Here is a 17,676-nt window from a genome sequence, read left to right on the forward strand (position 1 = left end):
CGCAGACCGCTGCGTAGCGAAATTACTGCTTCGCGAGACTCGGTTCTTCCGGCGGCTTCGGAATGGTGTCGCCCCAGCCGCCGCCTAGCGCGCGAATCAGCGCGACGGTCGACTGCGCCTGTACGCCGCGCAGTTGCACATCGACGCGCCGTGCGTCGAGCACCGTGCGTTCCGCGTCGATCACATCGAGGTAGTTCACCGCGCCTTCGGTGTACTGCACGCGCGACAGATGCGCCGCGCGCGAGGAGGCCGCGACCGCACGTCCTTCCGTCTGCGTCTGGTCTTCGAGGATGCGCAGGTCCGACAGGTTGTCTTCAACCTGCTGGAACGCGATGAGCACCTGTTCGCGATAGTTCGCGACCTGCTCTTCGAACTGCGCGTGGGCGTTTTTCAGATTGCCCTTGCGCCGTCCGCCGTCGAAGATCGTCTGCGTGAGGATGGTGCCGGCGGCGGGACCGGCGAGGAACGCCCAGCTGCTCGCGCGGAACAGGTTGGCGAGCGTGCCTGCTTCAAAGCCCGCATTGCCGGTCAGCTCGAGCGACGGAAAATACGCGGCGCGCGCAATGCCAATGCGCGCATTGGCGGCCGCCATCGCACGCTCGGCAGCGGCGATATCGGGCCGCCGCTCGAGCAGTGCCGACGGTAAGCCCGGCGGAATGCGTATTTCGACGGGCGACAGCGGATTGGCCGCCATCGTGAACTCCGACGGCGTCTTGCCGAGCAGCACGGCGAGGCTGTGCTCCGACGACGCACGCAGCCGTTGCACGGTCATCAGGTCCGAGCGCGTGCTTTCGAGTTCGGACTTCGCGCGCGCAACGTCGAGTTCGCTGATTTCGCCGTCGTCGAAGCGGTGCTGAACGAGCCCGAGCGCCTGCTCGCGCAGGTCGACCGCATTCGCGAGCACCGCGTTTTCGCCGTCGAGTTCGCGCAGCGAAAAGTAGTTCTGCGCCACGTCGGCCTGCAATGCGAGCAGCACCGAGTGCAGCAGCGCCTCGGTTTGCTGCGCATCGGCCTTGGTTGCGTTGTAGTTCGAGTCGACGCGCCCGAACAGATCGACCTCATACGAGGCGCTGGCCTGCGCGCGCCAGATCGTCTGTTCCGGAATATGCGTGCCGTCCGGCTCGAGGAACGATACCGCCGAGATCTGCTGGCGCGTCGGCCCGAAGCCCGCGTTGAGGGTCGGGAAGAAACCCGCGCGCGCGACTTCGTTCAATGCGCGCGCTTCCTTCACGCGCGCGACTGCTGCCTTCAGATCCTGGTTCGCGTCGTGCGCCTGCTGTTCGAGCGAATCGAGCGTCGGATCGTTGAAGATGGTCCACCACTGTCCGCGCGCAATGGCTTCGGACGGCTGCGCGGTTTTCCAGGTGCCGTCGGTCGGCACCTTGATGGCGGTCTGCGTGAAGTCGCCCGCGGTTTCCTTAAAGGCGGGCGCGACCTGTGCATCGGGCACCTGGTATTTCGGCGCGAGCGAGCAGCCCGTTACCGCGAACGCCGCGGCAACGAACGCGGCAAGCAGTGCCGGGCCTTTCAGCGGCGCGCGTTTCAGTGTCGCGCTTTTCGGAGTGGGACTAACCGGAAATGTTTTCATTGTCGTACGCCCCTTATTCTTCATAGACCGATGCACCGACCTGCACATGCGGATGATTGCCATGCTTGTCGACCAGATGCTCGTCGCCGCTCAGCTTGCGCAGCACGACATAAAACACGGGCGTCAGCATGAGCCCGAAGAAGGTCACGCCGAGCATGCCGAAGAACACCGCGATACCCATCGCACGACGCATCTCCGCGCCGGCGCCGACCGAGACGACGAGCGGCACCACACCCATGATGAAGGCGATCGACGTCATCAGGATCGGCCGCAGGCGCAGCCGGCACGCCTCGATCGCCGCGTCGATGACCGGGCGCCCGCCCATTTCGAGCTCACGCGCGAACTCGACGATCAGGATCGCGTTCTTTGCCGAGAGCCCCACCAGCACCATCAGCCCGATCTGCGTGAAGATGTTGTTGTCGCCGCGCATGAGCCATACGCCAAGCAGCGCCGATAGCAGGCTCATCGGCACGATCAGGATCACCGCCAGCGGCAGCGTCAGGCTTTCGTACAGCGCGGCCAGCACGAGGAACACGAGCAGCACGCTGATCGGGAAGATCCACAACGCGGAGTCGCCGGCGAGAATCTGCTGATAGGTGAGGTCGGTCCATTCGAACTTGATGCCGCGCGGCAGCACTTCGGCAGCGATCCGTTCCGCGGCGGCCTGCGCCTGGTCGGACGAGTAGCCGGGCGCGGGCCCGCCGTTGATGTCCGCGGCGGTGTACGCGTTGTAGCGCACGACCATCTCCGGCCCGTAGGTCGGCGTGACCTTCACGACCGACGACAGCGGCACCATCTCGCCCGCGGCATTGCGCGTCTTCAGCAGGCCGATATCGGCGGCGGTCGAGCGGAACGGCGCATCGGCCTGCGCGCGCACCTGGTAGACGCGCCCGAAACGGTTGAAGTCGTTGATATACAACGAGCCGAGATAGATCTGCATCGTGTCGAACACGTCGGTGATCGACACGCCCAGCTGCTTCGCCCGCACGCGGTCCAGATCGACGTTCAGCTGCGGCACGTTGATCTGGTAGCTCGAGAAGGTCGGCCCGAGTTCCGGCGTTTGCGCGGCCTTCTTCACGAACGCCTGCACCGCGTTGTTGAGCGCGTCGTAGCCGAGCGCGCCGCGGTCTTCGAGCTGCATCTTGAAGCCGCCGAGCGTACCGAGACCGAGTACCGGCGGCGGCGGGAACACAGCGACGAACGCGCCCTTGATGCCCGCGTACTTCTGGTTCAGCGCGGCGGCGATCTCATTGCCCGATTCGCCCTTGCCGCGCGAGGCGGACGGATACAGCTTCGCGAACATGATGCCGGCGCTCGACGAATTCGTGAAGCCGTTCACCGACAGACCCGGGAACGCCACCGCGTGCTGCACGCCTGGCTGCTTCAGCGCGATCTCGCTCATCTGGCGGATCACGTCTTCGGTGCGGTCGATCGATGCGCCGTTGGGCAGCTGCGCGAAGCAGATCACGTAGTCCTTGTCCTGCGCGGGCACGAAGCCGCCAGGCACGACCTTCGCCATCAGGACGGCGCCGCACAGCAGCACGGCGTAGACGCCGAGCATGATCGTGCGATGGCGGATCACGCCCTTCACGCCCTTGCTGTACTTTTCCGACCCACGGTTAAAGACGCGGTTGAACTGATGGAAAAAGCGCCCGAGCACCTTGTCCATGACGCGCGTGAGCCAGTCCTTCGGCGCGTGATGGTCCTTCAGCAGCAGCGCCGACAGGGCAGGCGAGAGCGTCAGCGAGTTGAAGGCGGAGATCACCGTCGAGATCGCGATGGTCATCGCGAACTGCTTGTAGAACTGGCCGGTCAGGCCCGACATGAACGCGAGCGGCACGAACACGGCGACGAGCGTACAGGCGATCGCGATAATCGGTCCGCTCACCTCTCGCATCGCCTCGTAGGTCGCCTCCCGCGCGCTGAGCCCGTTGCTGATATTGCGCTCGACGTTCTCGACCACCACGATCGCATCGTCGACCACGATACCGATCGCGAGCACCATGCCGAATAGCGATAGCGCATTGATCGTGAAGCCGAACGCGAGCATCAGCGAAAACGTGCCGACAATCGACACCGGCACCGCAAGCAGCGGAATGATCGACGCGCGCCACGTCTGCAGGAACACGATCACCACGATCACCACCAGCACGATCGCTTCGATCAGCGTGTGGACCACCGCCTTGATACTGTCGCGCACGAATTCAGTCGGGTCGTACGCGATCTTGTAGTCGACGCCTTCCGGCATGTCGGCCTTGAGTTCCTTCATCGTCTTGTAGACGTTCTCGGCGATCGCGAGCGAGTTCGCACCAGGCTGCTGGTTGATGATCATCATCACCGCCTGCTGGTTGTCGAGTATCGCGCGCAGGCCGTACTCCTGCGCGTCGAGATCGACCCGCGCGACGTCGCCCAGACGCGTCACCGCGCCATTGGGCGCAGCCTTCAGCACGATCTCGCGGAATTCCTCGGCCGTCGTCAGGCGGCCGCGCGCGTTCACGTTCAGCTGCAGCGGCGCGTTCGACGGCGCGCCGCCGACGATACCGGCCGCCACCTGGATGTTCTGCTCGCGAATCGCGTTGATCACATCGGTCGCGGTCATGTCGTGCTCGGCGATCTTCTGCGGATCGAGCCAGATCCGCATCGCGTAATCGCCGGAACCCCACAGCTGCACCTCGCCGACGCCGGGAATCCGGCTCAAGCGGTCCTTGACGTTGATCAGCGCGTAGTTGCGCAGATACGTCATGTTGTAGCGGCCGTCGGGCGAGATCAGGTTCACACCCATCGTCAGCGTCGGCGAGCTTTTGATGGTCGTGATGCCGAGGCGCTGCACTTCGTCGGGCAGACGCGGCAACGCCTGATTGACGCGGTTCTGCACGAGCTGCGTCGCGAGGTCCGGGTCCATGCCGAGCTTGAACGTGACGGTGGTCGTCATGTTGCCGTCGCTATTGGCCTGCGACTGCATGTACAGCATGTTCTCGACGCCGTTGATCTGCTCTTCGATCGGCGAGGCAACGGTCTCCGCAATCACCTTCGGGTTCGCGCCCGGATATTGCGCTTTCACGACGACCGACGGCGGGATGATTTCAGGGTATTCCGCGGTCGGCAGTTTCACGAGTGAGATGATGCCGCCGAGCAGAATCAGCATCGACAGCACGCCCGCGAAGATCGGCCGGTCGATGAAGAATCGGGATATGTTCATGATGGACTTCCGTCGTATTGCTTCGAATGGCTTCGAATGGGCTGCTTCGAGTTGCTCGTGAACCGGTCAGGCCGCCGAACCGGCCGCACGCGCGGTAGTGGCCATATCGACGGTGTGAACCTTGATGAGGTCGCCGGGACGCGCATGCTCGATGCCGTTCACGACGATCCGGTCGCCGGTTTTCAATCCGCTCGTCACGACGCGCAGACCTTCATGCAGGTCGCCCTGGACGATTTCGCGGTACTGCACGTGATTCGTGCTGTCGACGACCAGCACGAACTTCTTCGCCTGGTCGGTGCCGATCGCCGCATCGTCGATCAGGATCGCCGGGTGCCGCTGGCCGCCGCCGACCTGCACGCGCGCGTAGAGACCGGGCACCAGCGAGCCGTCCGCGTTGTCGAGACGCGCGCGCACGCGGATCGTGCCGGAGCTCGTGTCGAGATGGTTGTCGACGAAGTAGATCGCGCCCTCGTGCGAATATTTCGTCTCGTTCGCCAGTTCGATGGAAACGGGCACCGGATGGCCGGCGTCTCGATTCAGATAGGCGAGATACGTGTGTTCGTCGACGTCGAACGCCGCGTAGATCGGCGAGACCGACACCAGCGTCGACAGCACGGGCGCATTTGCGCCCGGTGCAACCACGTTGCCGACCGTGAGCAGCGCGCGCGACATGCGGCCCGACACCGGCGCCGTGATATGCGTGTAATCGAGGTTGACCTTCGCCGCTTCGAGCGCGGCCTGCGCGGCCTTCACGTTAGCGATCGCTTCGCGCGCGCGGCTTTGCGTTTCGTCGTAATCGCGCTTGGCGATTGCGTTGTCGGGCAGCAGGCGGTCGGCGCGCGCTGCGTCCGCGTCGGTATATTTTTCGTGCGCCAGCGCCATCGCGAGCTGTGCAGCCGTGCGATCGACTTCGGCCTGATACGGGCGCGGGTCGATCGTGAAGAGCGGATCGCCCTTCTTGACGAGCGCGCCGTCCCTGAAATGCACGGCGACGATCGTGCCGGGCACGAGCGGCTTGATCTCGACGGCGTCGATCGCTTCGAAGCGGCCGGAATACGTCTGATAGTCGATAATCGGACGCGAAATCACGGTTGCGACATCGACTTCCACCGCGGGCGGCGCCGCATGGTCGGCCGCCGCAGCCTGGCTGACCGGACTCGCATCATTGCGCCATGCAATGAGTGCGCCGGCCCCGCCGATCACAATGAGTGCGCCAAACACCCAGATCACTCGTTTTGAGTTTTTCAGCATATTGGTATCCCGACCGAATCAAGTTAATGCTTTAAAACGAAGGCGGATTCGACGGGCGAGTGGGCGCAGTGCGGCCTCGCAAAGAGGCTGCCTCGCGTATTCTCACGACCGGGGTTTTCCGCCGCGACAAGAAGATTGTGTGGAGGCCACACACGCGGTCCACACGAAGCACATAACACCCGAGCGGCCGATTAATGCCGAACTGGATCAGGTGAATTTCTTAAAAAAACGCTGTTTGCAAAAGCAGGAAGAATTGACTTAAGCCGTGCGCTCAGCAATTGAAGGGGCGGCGACGTGGCTCTACCAAGTCGGCGTGATTGTCGCTGCAAGCATGCCGTTGGATAAACGCTGGAGTTAAGAGGACTGTATTGTGTGAAACGGCTTCATGTTTAATGTTCCGGATGGAATAAGCGGGGGTGCTCAGGTGTGCGGGGCATATCGCCTGCGCGCTTCGACGTGACGCTACTACGCGACTTCATCTTCCCGATGGTGCGGGTTCGATGAGCCGGGCGAGCTCACCCGGTGTTCGTCGGCCAGCGCGCCGATCGACCGCCGGGCGCGCGCAAGCCGGCTCATCACGGTGCCGATCGGCACATCGAGCGCGACGGCTGCTTCGTGATACGTCAATCCTTCGACGGCAACCAGCAGCAGGGTGCTGCGCTGCGTTTCCGGCAGGCGGGCCACGGCCGCGATGATCTGCCGGTTCATCACATCCTTTTCGGGCGTACGCGCGCCGGGGTCGGCAACGACTTCGAGCAGTGCGTCGTCCCATGCGACATTCGTGCGGCCGCGGATGCCGCGCGCACGCACTTCGTTGAGCCAGATCGAATGCGCGATCGCGAATACCCAGCTGAGCGGCGACGTATCGGCTTTCAGCTGGTGCTGCCGTTCGAGCGCGCGCACGCATGTGTGCTGAACGAGGTCTTCCGCATCGTGACGGTTGCCCGCGAGCCGTAACGCGAATGCCCAGAGTCGCGGCAGCAGGTCGGGGAGCTGGGTGGAGAAGTCGGTGCCGGCCATCGGCGGTGATTCCTGATCGATGCGGACGGCGCCCGTGCCGTTCAGCGAACCGGAACCCGGAATGGATTCGGTCGAGGTCTATTTTGACATTCGTGTCAATATTATCAACGATGTCCATTATCGCGTAGCGCGAACGGTGTTTTGCATGCGGAGACGATAATCTGCGCGGCGCGTTGGCCGTGCCTCGCGGTTTCGTTATCATGTGGCCCGTGCCGCCACCGCCCGGGAGCCGTTTTGCAGCAGCCGCCGCCGCATTTTGACCATTCGGACCATTCCGTCCGTTCCGCCCATACGGATCGCAATCGCTTTCTCACGCTCTATGCGCTGATGGCGGTGGGACTGATCGTGGCAGCGGCGCTGTTTCTATATGAGGCGCGCAAGATCGTCGACGACGGTTTGCGCGACGAGGAAGCGTTTGCGGTGCTGGGCGCGGCGAACCGTCTGCTGCACGACCTCGAGAACGCGGAAACCGGCCAGCGCGGCTATCTGCTGACCGGCGACGAGCGTTATCTCGATATCTACCGCAGTGGCATCGAGGATCTCGACGACACGGTATTGCTTTTGCAGCGCGTCGTGACGAACGACGACAAGTCCGTCGAAACCGTGCGCCGTATCGAACATGCGAAGACGACGAAGGTGAGCGAGCTGGCGCGCACGGTCGAGCTCGCGCGTTCGGGCAATCGCGATGCGGCCATCGCGCTTGTGCAGACGAACGAAGGCGAGCGCTATATGACGACGCTGCGCACCGAACTCGGCGACCTGCTGAGCGACTGGCGCGCACGCCGCGCCGCGGCGGTGCGTGATGCGCACGACCGGCTGTTGTACGGCACGGTCGCGCTCGCGGTACTGGCCGTGCTGATCTGCGGTCTGCTGATCTATACGCTGTTCGTGCAGCGGCGCGCGTTCGGCAAGATCAGTGCGCATTCGAAGGCGCTCGACCGGGCCGCCGCGCACGATCCGCTGACCGGTCTGCCGAACCGCCGCAGACTGCTCGCGGCGCTCGACGAACTGGCGCAGAGCCGCACCACGGCGCCGGATGCGGAGCGGCTCGCACTGCTGTACCTCGATATCGACGGCTTCAAGGGCGTCAACGATGCGCTCGGCCACAGCGCCGGCGACTCGCTGCTACGCCGGCTCGGCGAAACGCTGCGCACGGCGACGCGCGCGCAGGACATGCTTGCGCGCGTCGGCGGCGATGAGTTCGTGCTGATCGTGCCCGGCTACGCCGACGACGCGCAACTGCGCGAACAGGCGGGACGGCTGATCGAGCGTGTCCAGCAGATCGGCCTGCGCGATTACGGCGGGCGCTTTCCGCTTGGCGTGAGCGTCGGCATCGCGACGTGGCCCGATCGCGTCGATGCGGTCGAGCAGCTGCTCGACGTGGCCGATGCGGCGATGTACACGGCGAAGCAGGCCGGCCGCTCGACGTATCGCTTCGGCGCGCGGCCTGGCCGTCAGCAGGGCAATGTGGTGACCTTGCCGCGTTGAAAGCGGCGGGGCGGGTGGGTCTTGCCTGCGCTTAATTTCCCGCGCTTATTGGCTTACGCTTATTTTGCCCACGCTTATTGCCCACGCTTACTTTGCCGTGATCCCGATCGTTGCGATCCCCGCAATCGTCGCGATGACCGACGCGGCCACGTGAATCCCGATCTCGGCCGCCGCCCAGCCGTAGCGGCCTTCCTGCAGCCGCTGCACGACTTCGGCGGAGAACGTCGAAAACGTCGACAGGCCGCCCATCAGACCGGTGATGATAAAGAGCCGCCATTCGGGCGCGAGACTCGGGTTGCGCACGAAGAACGCCACCGCGACGCCGATGATGTAACCGGCAATCAGGTTGGCCGCGAATGTGCCGAGCGGCAGCGGGGGGAACACGCCGTTGAGGCGGATCGCAAGAAACCAGCGGAACAGTGAACCGAGCGCGCCGCCGATGCCGACGGCAAGAATCGATAGATACATGGAAGGGCCTGGAAAGTCGGAAACGTCGACGAACCCGGCTGATTGGCGCTGATCTGCAACTCAGCTGCAGGGCGACCGCAGCTCAACTGCAAGCCAACTGCTGACGAACCGCGGGCGTGATGACGCCGCGTCCGCAATCAGCCGGACGAAGCAGGCATCATCAGCCACAAGGGCGGTTAAAGGAGAATGCCATCTCCGGTGCGCAAGTCTATCACTGTCGTTCGTCAAACGGGGCGCGATGGGCCGACTGACTCACCGCGCACCGCGCCGCCGCGCGGCCGCGCTCAGACGACCGTCTCGCGCTCGGGCGTCGACGAGATGCGATGAATCGTCAGGTCCGCGCCGTTGAATTCTTCTTCCTGATCGAGACGCAGACCCACCGTCGCGCGAATGGCGCCGTAGACGATCGCGCCGCCCGCGGCCGCGATCGCGATACCGCCCAGCGTGCCGATCAGCTGCGCGGCGAACGACACGCCACCGAGACCGCCCAGCGCGCGCAGCCCGAAGATACCGGCCGCAATGCCGCCCCATGCGCCGCACAAGCCGTGCAGCGGCCACACACCGAGCACGTCGTCGATGCGCCAGCGGTTCTGCACGCAGGTGAACATATAGACGAAGAGCGCGCCCGCGAGCGCGCCGGTAATCAGCGCGCCAAGCGGATGCATGATGTCGGAGCCGGCGCAAACGGCGACGAGCCCCGCAAGCGGCCCGTTGTACGTGAAGCCCGGATCGTTGCGGCCTGCGAGCCACGCGGTCAGCGTGCCGCCGACCATCGCCATCAGCGAATTAACCGCGACGAGGCCGCTGATCTTGTCGATGGTTTGCGCGCTCATCACGTTAAAGCCGAACCAGCCGACCGCGAGCACCCACGCGCCGAGCGCGAGAAACGGAATGTTGGACGGCGGATGCGCGGCGATACGGCCGTCGCGATGGTAGCGGCCATGCCGCGCGCCGAGCAGCAGCACGGCGGGCAACGCGATCCAGCCGCCGAACGCATGCACGACGACCGAGCCCGCGAAGTCGTGAAACGGCGCGCCGAACGTGGCGGTGAGCCAGTCCTGAATGCCGAAGCGCCCGTTCCAGACGATGCCTTCGAAAAACGGATAAATGAAGCCGACCAGCACGAAGGTCGCGAACAGCTGCGGATTGAATTTCGAGCGCTCGGCGATACCGCCCGAGACGATCGCGGGAATGGCCGCCGCGAACGTCAACAGGAAGAAGAAGCGCACGAGCGCATAGCCGTTATGCGCGGCGAGTACCTGCGCGCTGTCGAAGAACTGCACGCCGTACGCGATCGTGTAGCCGATAAAGAAATACGCGATCGTCGACACCGCGAAGTCGACGAGAATCTTCACGAGCGCGTTGACCTGATTCTTCTTCCGGACGGTGCCGAGTTCGAGAAATGCGAAACCCGCATGCATGGCGAGCACCATCGCGGCACCTAGCAGCAGAAAGAGGGTATCGGTGCCGGTTTTGAGGTTTTCCATTGGGCGTTGAAATCTGCGTTGCGCAAAAAGCGCGCATTGAACGCAAAAAATGGGCCAATGTGGTTCCCGAGCGCGTCGAGACGGTGCACAGCCGCACTGAAATGGGCTAAAGACGGGTAAGTGTAGAAAACGCATGGCGCGAGACACGCCGCAATGAATATGCGTTACGCACTACAACTGTGCGATTGCCCGAAAATTGGGCGTCGCGATGTGCCATTCGAGGGCATAGCCTTCCAATCAGGTTACTGCGTGATTACTGCGCATATGCAATGAGAATCTCGCGCGATTTTTGTCAGGCCACTCAAACAACGACATAATGTCCGTCCCGCGTGCGCCGCCCGGCGGCGCCTTCGAATCTTGCCTGCGCTTCAATGAGACTGACCACCAAAGGGCTGTTGCTGATCGCGATTCCTGCCGTCATCGAGCTGGCGCTGCTCTCGGGCATCGTCAAGGCGCAGGCGGACGCGCGCGAAGCGGAGCGCTGGAGTCTGCATAGCGAAGACGTGCTGCACCAGACCACCGCGATTCTCGAACCGGTGTTGCTCGATTCGCTGCGCTTGCGCGGCGCGGTGGTCGCCGGCGCGCGCGAGGCCGGCACGCCGGACACGCTGTGGGTCGAGATCGACCGGCGCATCGACCGGCTTGCCGAGACCGTATCGAACGATCCGGCGCAGGTCGAGCGCGCGGTGCAGATCCGCCAGTCGGTGCAGGCCTACCGCCAATGGACCTACCGCGTACAGGACCTGATGCGTGCTGGACGGCGGCGCGACGTGATCGAGCGCTTTCGCGATCTGGCGAACGCCGACGCCGTCGACAATTTCCGGCTGCAAGTCACCGCGTTTCAAACCGAAGAACGGCGGCTCGATGCATTGCGCACGAGCGTCGCCGCGTCGGCGCGCGCGCGGCAGCAGGTGCTGATCGTCGCGGCGGTGCTTGGCTCGCTCGCCTTCGTGGCGACGGCGTGCTGGCTGTTTACGCGAGGAGTGGGCGGGCGGCTCGATTTGCTGTCCGACAATGCGATCCGGTTGGCGAGCAACGAACCGCTTGCGCCGCTCGATACCGGCAGCGACGAGATCGCGCGTCTCGATCGCACGCTGCATGAGACGAGCCGGCGTCTGCTCGAAGCGGAACGGCTGCAGGCGCGCTTCCAGTTCGACCTCGCCCGGCGTGCGGGCGAGCTTGCGCGCACGAACGAAACGCTGCGCCAGCAGACCCAGGAAAACGAAACGTTCATCTATAGCGTGTCGCACGATCTGCGCGCGCCGCTTGTCAATCTGCAAGGCTTTTCGAAGGAGCTGCTGCACGCGTGCGACGACCTGCGCCGTGCGGTGCGACAGTCGTCGTTACCGGGCGCGCAGCGCGAGCATATCGAGCGGCTGATCGACGGCGACATCAGCGAAGCGCTGCATTTCCTGCAGACCGCGGTGCTGCGCGCGTCGCACATTATCGATGCGCTGCTCCGGCTGTCGCGCGTCGGGCGCGTGGAGTACCGGCGCCAGCAGGTCGATGTGCGCGACATCGTGCAACGCGTGATCGATGCGATGCAGGTGTCGATTCGCGCCCGGCGCGCGCGCGTTGTCGTGCATACGCTGCCGCGCGTGTGGGGCGATGCGACCGCGCTCGAGCAGGTATTCGCGAATCTGATCGGCAACGCAGTCAACTATCTGCATCCGGAGCGCGACGGCATTGTCGAGATCGGCACGGCGCCGGCGCCGCCTGGCGTGCAGTCACTACGCATTTTCTATGTGAAGGACAACGGCCTCGGTATTCCGGAAGTCGCGCTGCCGCGTCTTTTCAATGCGTTTCAGCGCTTGCACGGCGATATTACCGCCGGCGAAGGTATCGGCCTTGCGATGGTGCGCCGCGTCGTCGAGCGGCACGGCGGGCGCGTGTGGGCCGAGTCGATGGAGGATGTGGGCACGACGTTCTATCTGTCGCTGCCCGATTCCGCTTCGCGTTTGCCGCAGGAAGAAGAAGTCGCCGAAGAGGTCGGCGCGACGCATGACCTCGGTTTCGCGATCTGGCCGCTCAGCACGAGGTGAAGAGCCTGCGCGCCTTGAGAAGCCTCAGGCCGCGCGCCAGCCAGTAGCATCCGCACACGGCCAGCACTACGGCAACGGTCAGCAACGCGGGCGCCGCCGCGTCGTGCATTCGATGCACGCTCAAGTGTTCAAGACCGTGGACGATAATCAGCGCCGCGCTCCATGCCGCGAACACCGCTTGCGCGATGAGCCGCGTACCGGTGCGGCGCCGCGCGCGATTTTCAATCGACCAGTTCGCGCGCGGGCGTAGACAAAAAAACGCCACCGCGATCCATGCGATGGCGAGAATGACGATCCAGTTGGTCAGGTCCATCACGAGGCTCTCAAAAGTCAGCCGCCGACTCTAGAGTTGCCTTTGTTCTCAAACCATCGGATTAGTCTCAATCGCGCACGGGTGCGCGAAATTGCCGCTTGCCGGGCCGCGCGCGCGGGATTTGATGCGGTATTTCATTTCGCACCTTGTGCCGCACGTTATTCCGCACGTTCAGCGCGTACCGCTTAAAGTTCGATGCGCGTGCCGAGCACCACGAGAAACTGGCGCAGCCATTCCGGATGCGCTGGCCACGCGGGCGCGGTGACGAACTGACCGTCGGTATGCGCGGCATCGATAGCGATATCGGCGTATTCGCCGCCAGCCAGCCGGACCTCGGGCGCGCAGGCGGGATAGGCGGAAATACGCTTTCCGCGAATCACATCGGCTGCGGCGAGCAACTGCGCCGCATGACAGACTGCCGCGATCGGCTTGCCGCTCGATGCGAAATGGCGCACGAGGTCGAGCACCTTCTGATTGAGCCGCAAGTATTCGGGTGCACGGCCGCCGGCGATTGCCAGTGCGTCATAGTTCGCGGGTTCGATTTCGTCGAACGTCGCGTTCAACGTGAACTGATGGCCGGGCTTCTCACTGTAAGTCTGATCGCCTTCGAAGTCGTGAATCGCAGTCTTCACGCGTTCGCCCGCGCGTTTGCCTGGACACACCGCATCGACGCGATGGCCGACAGCCTGAAGTGCCTGAAAGGGCACCATCGTTTCATAATCTTCGGCGAAATCACCGGTGAGAAAGAGAATCTTTTTTGCCGCCATCGAATGCCTCCGTTGAGGATGGAACACGTTGGTCGCTGAGGAGTCTACTCCATCGAACTCGACAGAAGCGCGACAGAAACGCGAATGGTGAAGCGATGGCAATCAATCATATTGAATGGCGAACTTTGCGAGCCGGTGACACGCCCGTGCTCGCAGAGCTGTTTCGCGACGCGGTGATGCAACTCGCCGCGTCGCACTACGATGAAGCGGGCCGTGTCGCATGGGCGGCATCGGCCGACGATCTCGATGCGTTCGGTGCACGGCTTACGCAAGGCCTGACGCTCGTCGCGGTATCGAGCGATGCAATTGCCGCGTTCGGGCAGTTGCATCCGGCCGATCATGTGTCGATGCTCTACACGGCACCGGCGTTTGCGGGACAGGGCATTGCGTGGACGTTGTTGGCGCGTTTCGAGGCGGTGGCGCGCGCGGCGGGCACGCCGGTGCTGACGGCCCATGCGAGCGCGAGCGCGAAGCGCAGCTTCGAACGGGCGGGCTTTCACGTCCTCGAAGAGGAGAACCTCGATCGCAACGGCGTATCATTGAAGCGTTTTCGCATGCAGAAGCCGCTTGTCGCGGCTCATATTCCTCAATGATTCCGTTCTCCCGACATCCGCTGGTTCGCTGTACCGTATTCGCTTCCGTATTGCTCGCGGGCCTTGCCGCATGCCAGAAAAACGATGCGTCGGCAGGACAGACGGGTAACAGCACACTCAACAACGTCGCGCAACAGGCGGGGCAGAAACTCGATCAGGCAGCGAGCTATGTGAGCCAGCAGACCGACGCCGCGCGTGCGACGGTGCAGGGGAACGTGGCCACGGCCGCCTCCGATGCCTCGAATCCGGCCGCCACGATCAAAATCGATCCGAGCCAGCTTGCGTCGACGGCGCAAGCCAATCTGCATGATGCGGCAAGCGCAACCAATGCGGCGCTTGCTAAAGCGGCAAGCACGGCAGGCGTCGGGCTCGAAACGGCGGGACGCAAATTGCAGCAGTGGTCGAATGAAAATTCAGGCAGTAATTCGGCTGCGGCATCGTCCGGCGATACGAGCGATGCGCAAAAGCAGATGGATAAATAGTGTTGCGTGAAACGCTGGATGCCTAAGACATCCTTAGTGCGAGGTCCGCGTGCAGCGCTAAAGCATTAGAGCGCTCATGCCGGATCGCTAACGCAGTGCTAACGCCGGAATATCGTAGTTGAACTTGTGTAGTTGGGCCTGTGTAGTTGGGCCTGTGAAGCGCCCGAACGAATTTGTCTGCACATGGTGCAGCGCGGAACGCGTATCGCGCCTATGCGCAAGCGTTCTAACATTCCGTTACGCATCCCTGTGCCCGTTTAAGGCTTGACGGGTGCAACTGCGGCTAAACTTGGCCGTCTGCCGTTTAGCTCATCCGACCGTCATGAAGTTATGTCCGCCGTGGCGCGATTGTCGAGCTGCGCCGAACGCCGGCGGGCGTTCGGCGCGCTCCGCATTCTCTGGCGCCGTCTCCACTGCTGTTTCCACGTTTGCGATCTTTTCGTTCTGCTGCGCGCTTGCCTGCGTGCTGCTGATGCCACGGGCCGCGCATGCCGCGGGCGGTCCCGTGCTGCCGGCGCTGCAAAGCCTCATCAATAGTGCGACTGCGGCGCCCGCGTCGGCGGCGTCGGCCGCCACCGCCGCGTCCGCGCCGTCGCCCGCGAGCCAGGCCGAGCTCAATCATTCGCTTGACAGCGTCATCACGACGCTCGACAACGATCGCCAGCGCACCGCACTCGTCGTACAACTGAAGAAGCTGCGCGAGGTGACGCAGACCGTCGGGCCGGTCGCGCCCGCGCAGCCCGGCCCGGGTCTGCTTGGCGCCATCGCGTCGGGTATCGCATCGGTCGAGGCCGACGTCAATCGCGGGCGCTCGCCGATCAGCTATTGGTCCGGACGCCTGAATGCCGCGGGCAACGAGCTGTACACCATCGTCTCGAGCCAGGGGCGCGAAAAATTCGGTCGCATTCTGCTCGATATGTTCGCGATGCTGGCGGGCTGGGGCGCATGCGCGGCCGCGCTGATCTATTTGCAGCGTAAGGTGCATGCGCGCTATGGCATCGTCGTCATGCTCAATGCGAATCCGACCACACGCGAGCTGCTGATCTTCGCGTTGCGCCGTGTCGGTCCGTGGATCGTCGCCTTCGTCGCCGCGTTGATGTTCGCACGCTCGATGCCCGATGCGCTCGGCCGCACGCTCGCGATGGTGATCGCATATGCAATCGTCGCGGGCGCGGTGTTTTCGGCGATCTGCCTGATCATGTTTTCGCTGTTCGGCTCGGGCCATCGGCGCGCGGCCGTGCAACTGCTGATCGAGCACGCGCGGCGGATGCTGTTTGCGATCGGCATCTGCAGCGCGCTCGGCGATGCGGCCACGAACTACGAGGTTGCGCATCAGATCGGCACCAATCTCGCCGCATTGATCTCAACCGTGTCGAACATGACGGCCGCCGCATTGACCGCGTACTTTGCAATCGCGTTTCGCCGGCCGGTCGCGCATCTGATCCGCAATCGCTCGTACGAGCAACGGCATGGCCACAAGGTTGCCACCGACGCCTTCGACGTGCTCGGCTCGCTATGGCATTTGCCGATGCTCGTGCTGGCGATCGCCTCGGTGGTGGCGACGATCGGCGGCATGGGCAGCGGCGAAAACGTGCTGCAGATCTCGGTGATCACAGCCTTGCTGCTGGTGCTCGCGTTCTTCCTGTCGGCCATCGTGATCCGCGTCACGCGGCCGCAAAGCGCGCGCCGGCGCAGGCGGTCGCCCTATGTGACGCGCCTCACGCGCTTCGCGGGCACGCTGCTGATGCTCGTTATCTGGCTCGCTTACTTCGAGCTGGCGGCGCGGCTCTGGGGTATCTCGCTTGCGCAGGTTATCGAGGAAAGCGTGACCGCGCGCGGCATCGCGCATGCGATGACGGCGATTGTCGTCACGCTGTTCCTGTCGTGGCTCGTCTGGATTCTCGTCGACACCGCGATTCTCGAGGCGCTCAATCCGAGCTCGCGCAAGTCGGAGAACCCGAGCATGCGCGCACGCACGATGCTGCCATTGCTGCGCAATGTGCTGTTCGTGCTGATCCTGACGGTCGCCGGCATCGTGACCGCGGCGAATCTCGGCATAAACGTGACGCCGCTGCTCGCCGGCGCGGGCGTGATCGGTCTGGCGATCGGCTTCGGCGCGCAATCGCTCGTGGCGGATCTGATCACCGGGCTTTTCATCATTCTCGAAGACACGATTTCAGTCGGCGACTGGATCGACGTCGACGGCGGGCATGCGGGCACGGTCGAGTATCTGTCGATCCGCACCGTGCGGCTGCGTGACGGGCAGGGCGCGATTCACGCGATTCCGTTCTCGCAGATCAAGATCGTGAAAAACCTGTCGCGCGATTTCGCTTACGCGGTGTTCGAAGTGCGCGTGCCGTTCTCAGCCGACGTCGATCAGGTGACGCAGCTGATTCGCGCGGTCGGCGCGGATCTGATGGCCGATTTCCGCTATCGGCGTGAGATGCTCGGTCCCGTCGAAGTGTGGGGGCTCGACCGGTTCGACCCGAACTGGATGGTCGTCAAAGGGCAGATCAAGACGCGGCCGCTGCAGCAATGGAGCGTTGCGCGCGCGTTCAATCTGCGCCTGAAGCGCATGATGGATGAAGCGGGCATCGAGATCCCGGTTCCGCAGATGCGCATCTTCACGGGCGCGCAGGATCAGCAGGGCGAACCGTTTTTCGACAATGCGGCCGCGGCGACGTCGATGCGAGAGGCCGCCGTGAACGAGGGAAATCCGGACGAAGCGCACGAGGCGGATGGCAGGGAAAATGAAACGACAGCGGAAACGGTTCACGCATCGCGCGCGAACGCTGCGGGCGGCGCTAAAGTGACGCCGGCATTCGCTGCGACAGGCGCCGGTCTCGCCGGTGTCGGACTGGCCACCGCGCCGGCGCGCGACGTATCGCACGAGCCGCGTCCGGCGCCGCCTTCGACCGGGCAGACTGCATCGGTGCCGCCGCAGATCCCGACGGCAGGGGAAGCGGGAAAAAGCTAGA

General features: G+C 63.9%; 13 protein-coding genes and 1 riboswitch. Of the genes, 5 read left to right on the top strand and 8 right to left on the bottom strand.

The window, feature by feature from the left end; genetic code table 11:
* Positions 1-22: 22 nt before the first annotated feature.
* The 4 genes from KZJ38_RS09180 to KZJ38_RS09195 all read right to left on the bottom strand — a co-directional run bounded on the left by KZJ38_RS09180 (position 23) and on the right by KZJ38_RS09195 (position 7,058).
* Entirely contained in the window at positions 23-1,588 is a 1,566-nt protein-coding gene (locus KZJ38_RS09180) for an efflux transporter outer membrane subunit (protein WP_219799749.1), read from the bottom strand.
* A gap of 13 nt (positions 1,589-1,601) precedes the next feature.
* Positions 1,602-4,787: an efflux RND transporter permease subunit gene (locus tag KZJ38_RS09185; RefSeq protein ID WP_219799750.1), complete on the bottom strand. Its 3,186-nt coding sequence runs from the start codon at positions 4,785-4,787 to the stop codon at positions 1,602-1,604.
* Positions 4,788-4,853: 66 nt separating this feature from the next.
* Positions 4,854-6,038 (bottom strand): efflux RND transporter periplasmic adaptor subunit, encoded by a 1,185-nt coding sequence (locus KZJ38_RS09190; RefSeq protein ID WP_219799751.1) that lies wholly within the window; start codon positions 6,036-6,038, stop codon positions 4,854-4,856.
* A 465-nt stretch (positions 6,039-6,503) separates the two neighbouring features.
* Complete coding sequence (locus KZJ38_RS09195; RefSeq protein ID WP_219799752.1) at positions 6,504-7,058, bottom strand: RNA polymerase sigma factor; 555 nt, start codon at positions 7,056-7,058, stop codon at positions 6,504-6,506.
* Positions 7,059-7,292: 234 nt separating this feature from the next.
* On the opposite strand from KZJ38_RS09195, the gene KZJ38_RS09200 reads away from it, so the two are divergent.
* Entirely contained in the window at positions 7,293-8,546 is a 1,254-nt protein-coding gene (locus KZJ38_RS09200; RefSeq protein ID WP_246641696.1) for a diguanylate cyclase domain-containing protein, read from the top strand.
* 87 nt (positions 8,547-8,633) lie between these two features.
* Here KZJ38_RS09200 and crcB read toward each other — a convergent pair whose 3' ends face one another.
* Positions 8,634-9,014 carry a fluoride efflux transporter CrcB gene (crcB, locus tag KZJ38_RS09205; RefSeq protein WP_219799753.1) on the bottom strand — a complete coding sequence of 127 codons (381 nt, stop codon included), beginning with the start codon at positions 9,012-9,014 and terminating at the stop codon, positions 8,634-8,636.
* Positions 9,015-9,158: 144 nt separating this feature from the next.
* A riboswitch (Fluoride riboswitch) is annotated at positions 9,159-9,220 on the bottom strand.
* A 78-nt stretch (positions 9,221-9,298) separates the two neighbouring features.
* On the bottom strand, positions 9,299-10,501 hold the full coding sequence (locus KZJ38_RS09210) for an ammonium transporter (RefSeq protein ID WP_219799754.1): 1,203 nt from the start codon (positions 10,499-10,501) through the stop codon (positions 9,299-9,301).
* A gap of 371 nt (positions 10,502-10,872) precedes the next feature.
* Between KZJ38_RS09210 and KZJ38_RS09215 the strand changes: the two genes are divergently transcribed.
* Positions 10,873-12,543 (top strand): sensor histidine kinase, encoded by a 1,671-nt coding sequence (locus KZJ38_RS09215; protein ID WP_219799755.1) that lies wholly within the window; start codon positions 10,873-10,875, stop codon positions 12,541-12,543.
* Here KZJ38_RS09215 and KZJ38_RS09220 read toward each other — a convergent pair.
* Together KZJ38_RS09220 and KZJ38_RS09225 are read right to left on the bottom strand one after the other, a co-directional pair.
* On the bottom strand, positions 12,530-12,856 hold the full coding sequence (locus tag KZJ38_RS09220; RefSeq protein ID WP_219800195.1) for a hypothetical protein: 327 nt from the start codon (positions 12,854-12,856) through the stop codon (positions 12,530-12,532). The two genes, KZJ38_RS09215 and KZJ38_RS09220, sit on opposite strands and share 14 nt — an antisense overlap.
* Before the next feature lie 185 nt (positions 12,857-13,041).
* A complete protein-coding gene (locus tag KZJ38_RS09225; protein ID WP_219799756.1) occupies positions 13,042-13,623 on the bottom strand; it encodes a DJ-1/PfpI family protein in 582 nt (193 codons plus the stop codon).
* A 95-nt stretch (positions 13,624-13,718) separates the two neighbouring features.
* Here KZJ38_RS09225 and KZJ38_RS09230 point away from each other — a divergent pair, with 95 nt between their 5' ends.
* The 3 genes from KZJ38_RS09230 to KZJ38_RS09240 all read left to right on the top strand — a co-directional run bounded on the left by KZJ38_RS09230 (position 13,719) and on the right by KZJ38_RS09240 (position 17,675).
* On the top strand, positions 13,719-14,216 hold the full coding sequence (locus tag KZJ38_RS09230; RefSeq protein WP_219799757.1) for a GNAT family N-acetyltransferase: 498 nt from the start codon (positions 13,719-13,721) through the stop codon (positions 14,214-14,216).
* Positions 14,213-14,698 carry a BCAL1086 family glycoprotein gene (locus tag KZJ38_RS09235; protein ID WP_219799758.1) on the top strand — a complete coding sequence of 162 codons (486 nt, stop codon included), beginning with the start codon at positions 14,213-14,215 and terminating at the stop codon, positions 14,696-14,698. Before KZJ38_RS09230 ends, KZJ38_RS09235 begins: the two co-directional genes overlap by 4 nt.
* Before the next feature lie 322 nt (positions 14,699-15,020).
* Positions 15,021-17,675: a mechanosensitive ion channel family protein gene (locus KZJ38_RS09240; RefSeq protein ID WP_219799759.1), complete on the top strand. Its 2,655-nt coding sequence runs from the start codon at positions 15,021-15,023 to the stop codon at positions 17,673-17,675.
* Position 17,676: the final 1 nt, after the last annotated feature.

Source organism: Paraburkholderia edwinii, assembly GCF_019428685.1.
GTDB lineage: Bacteria > Pseudomonadota > Gammaproteobacteria > Burkholderiales > Burkholderiaceae > Paraburkholderia > Paraburkholderia edwinii.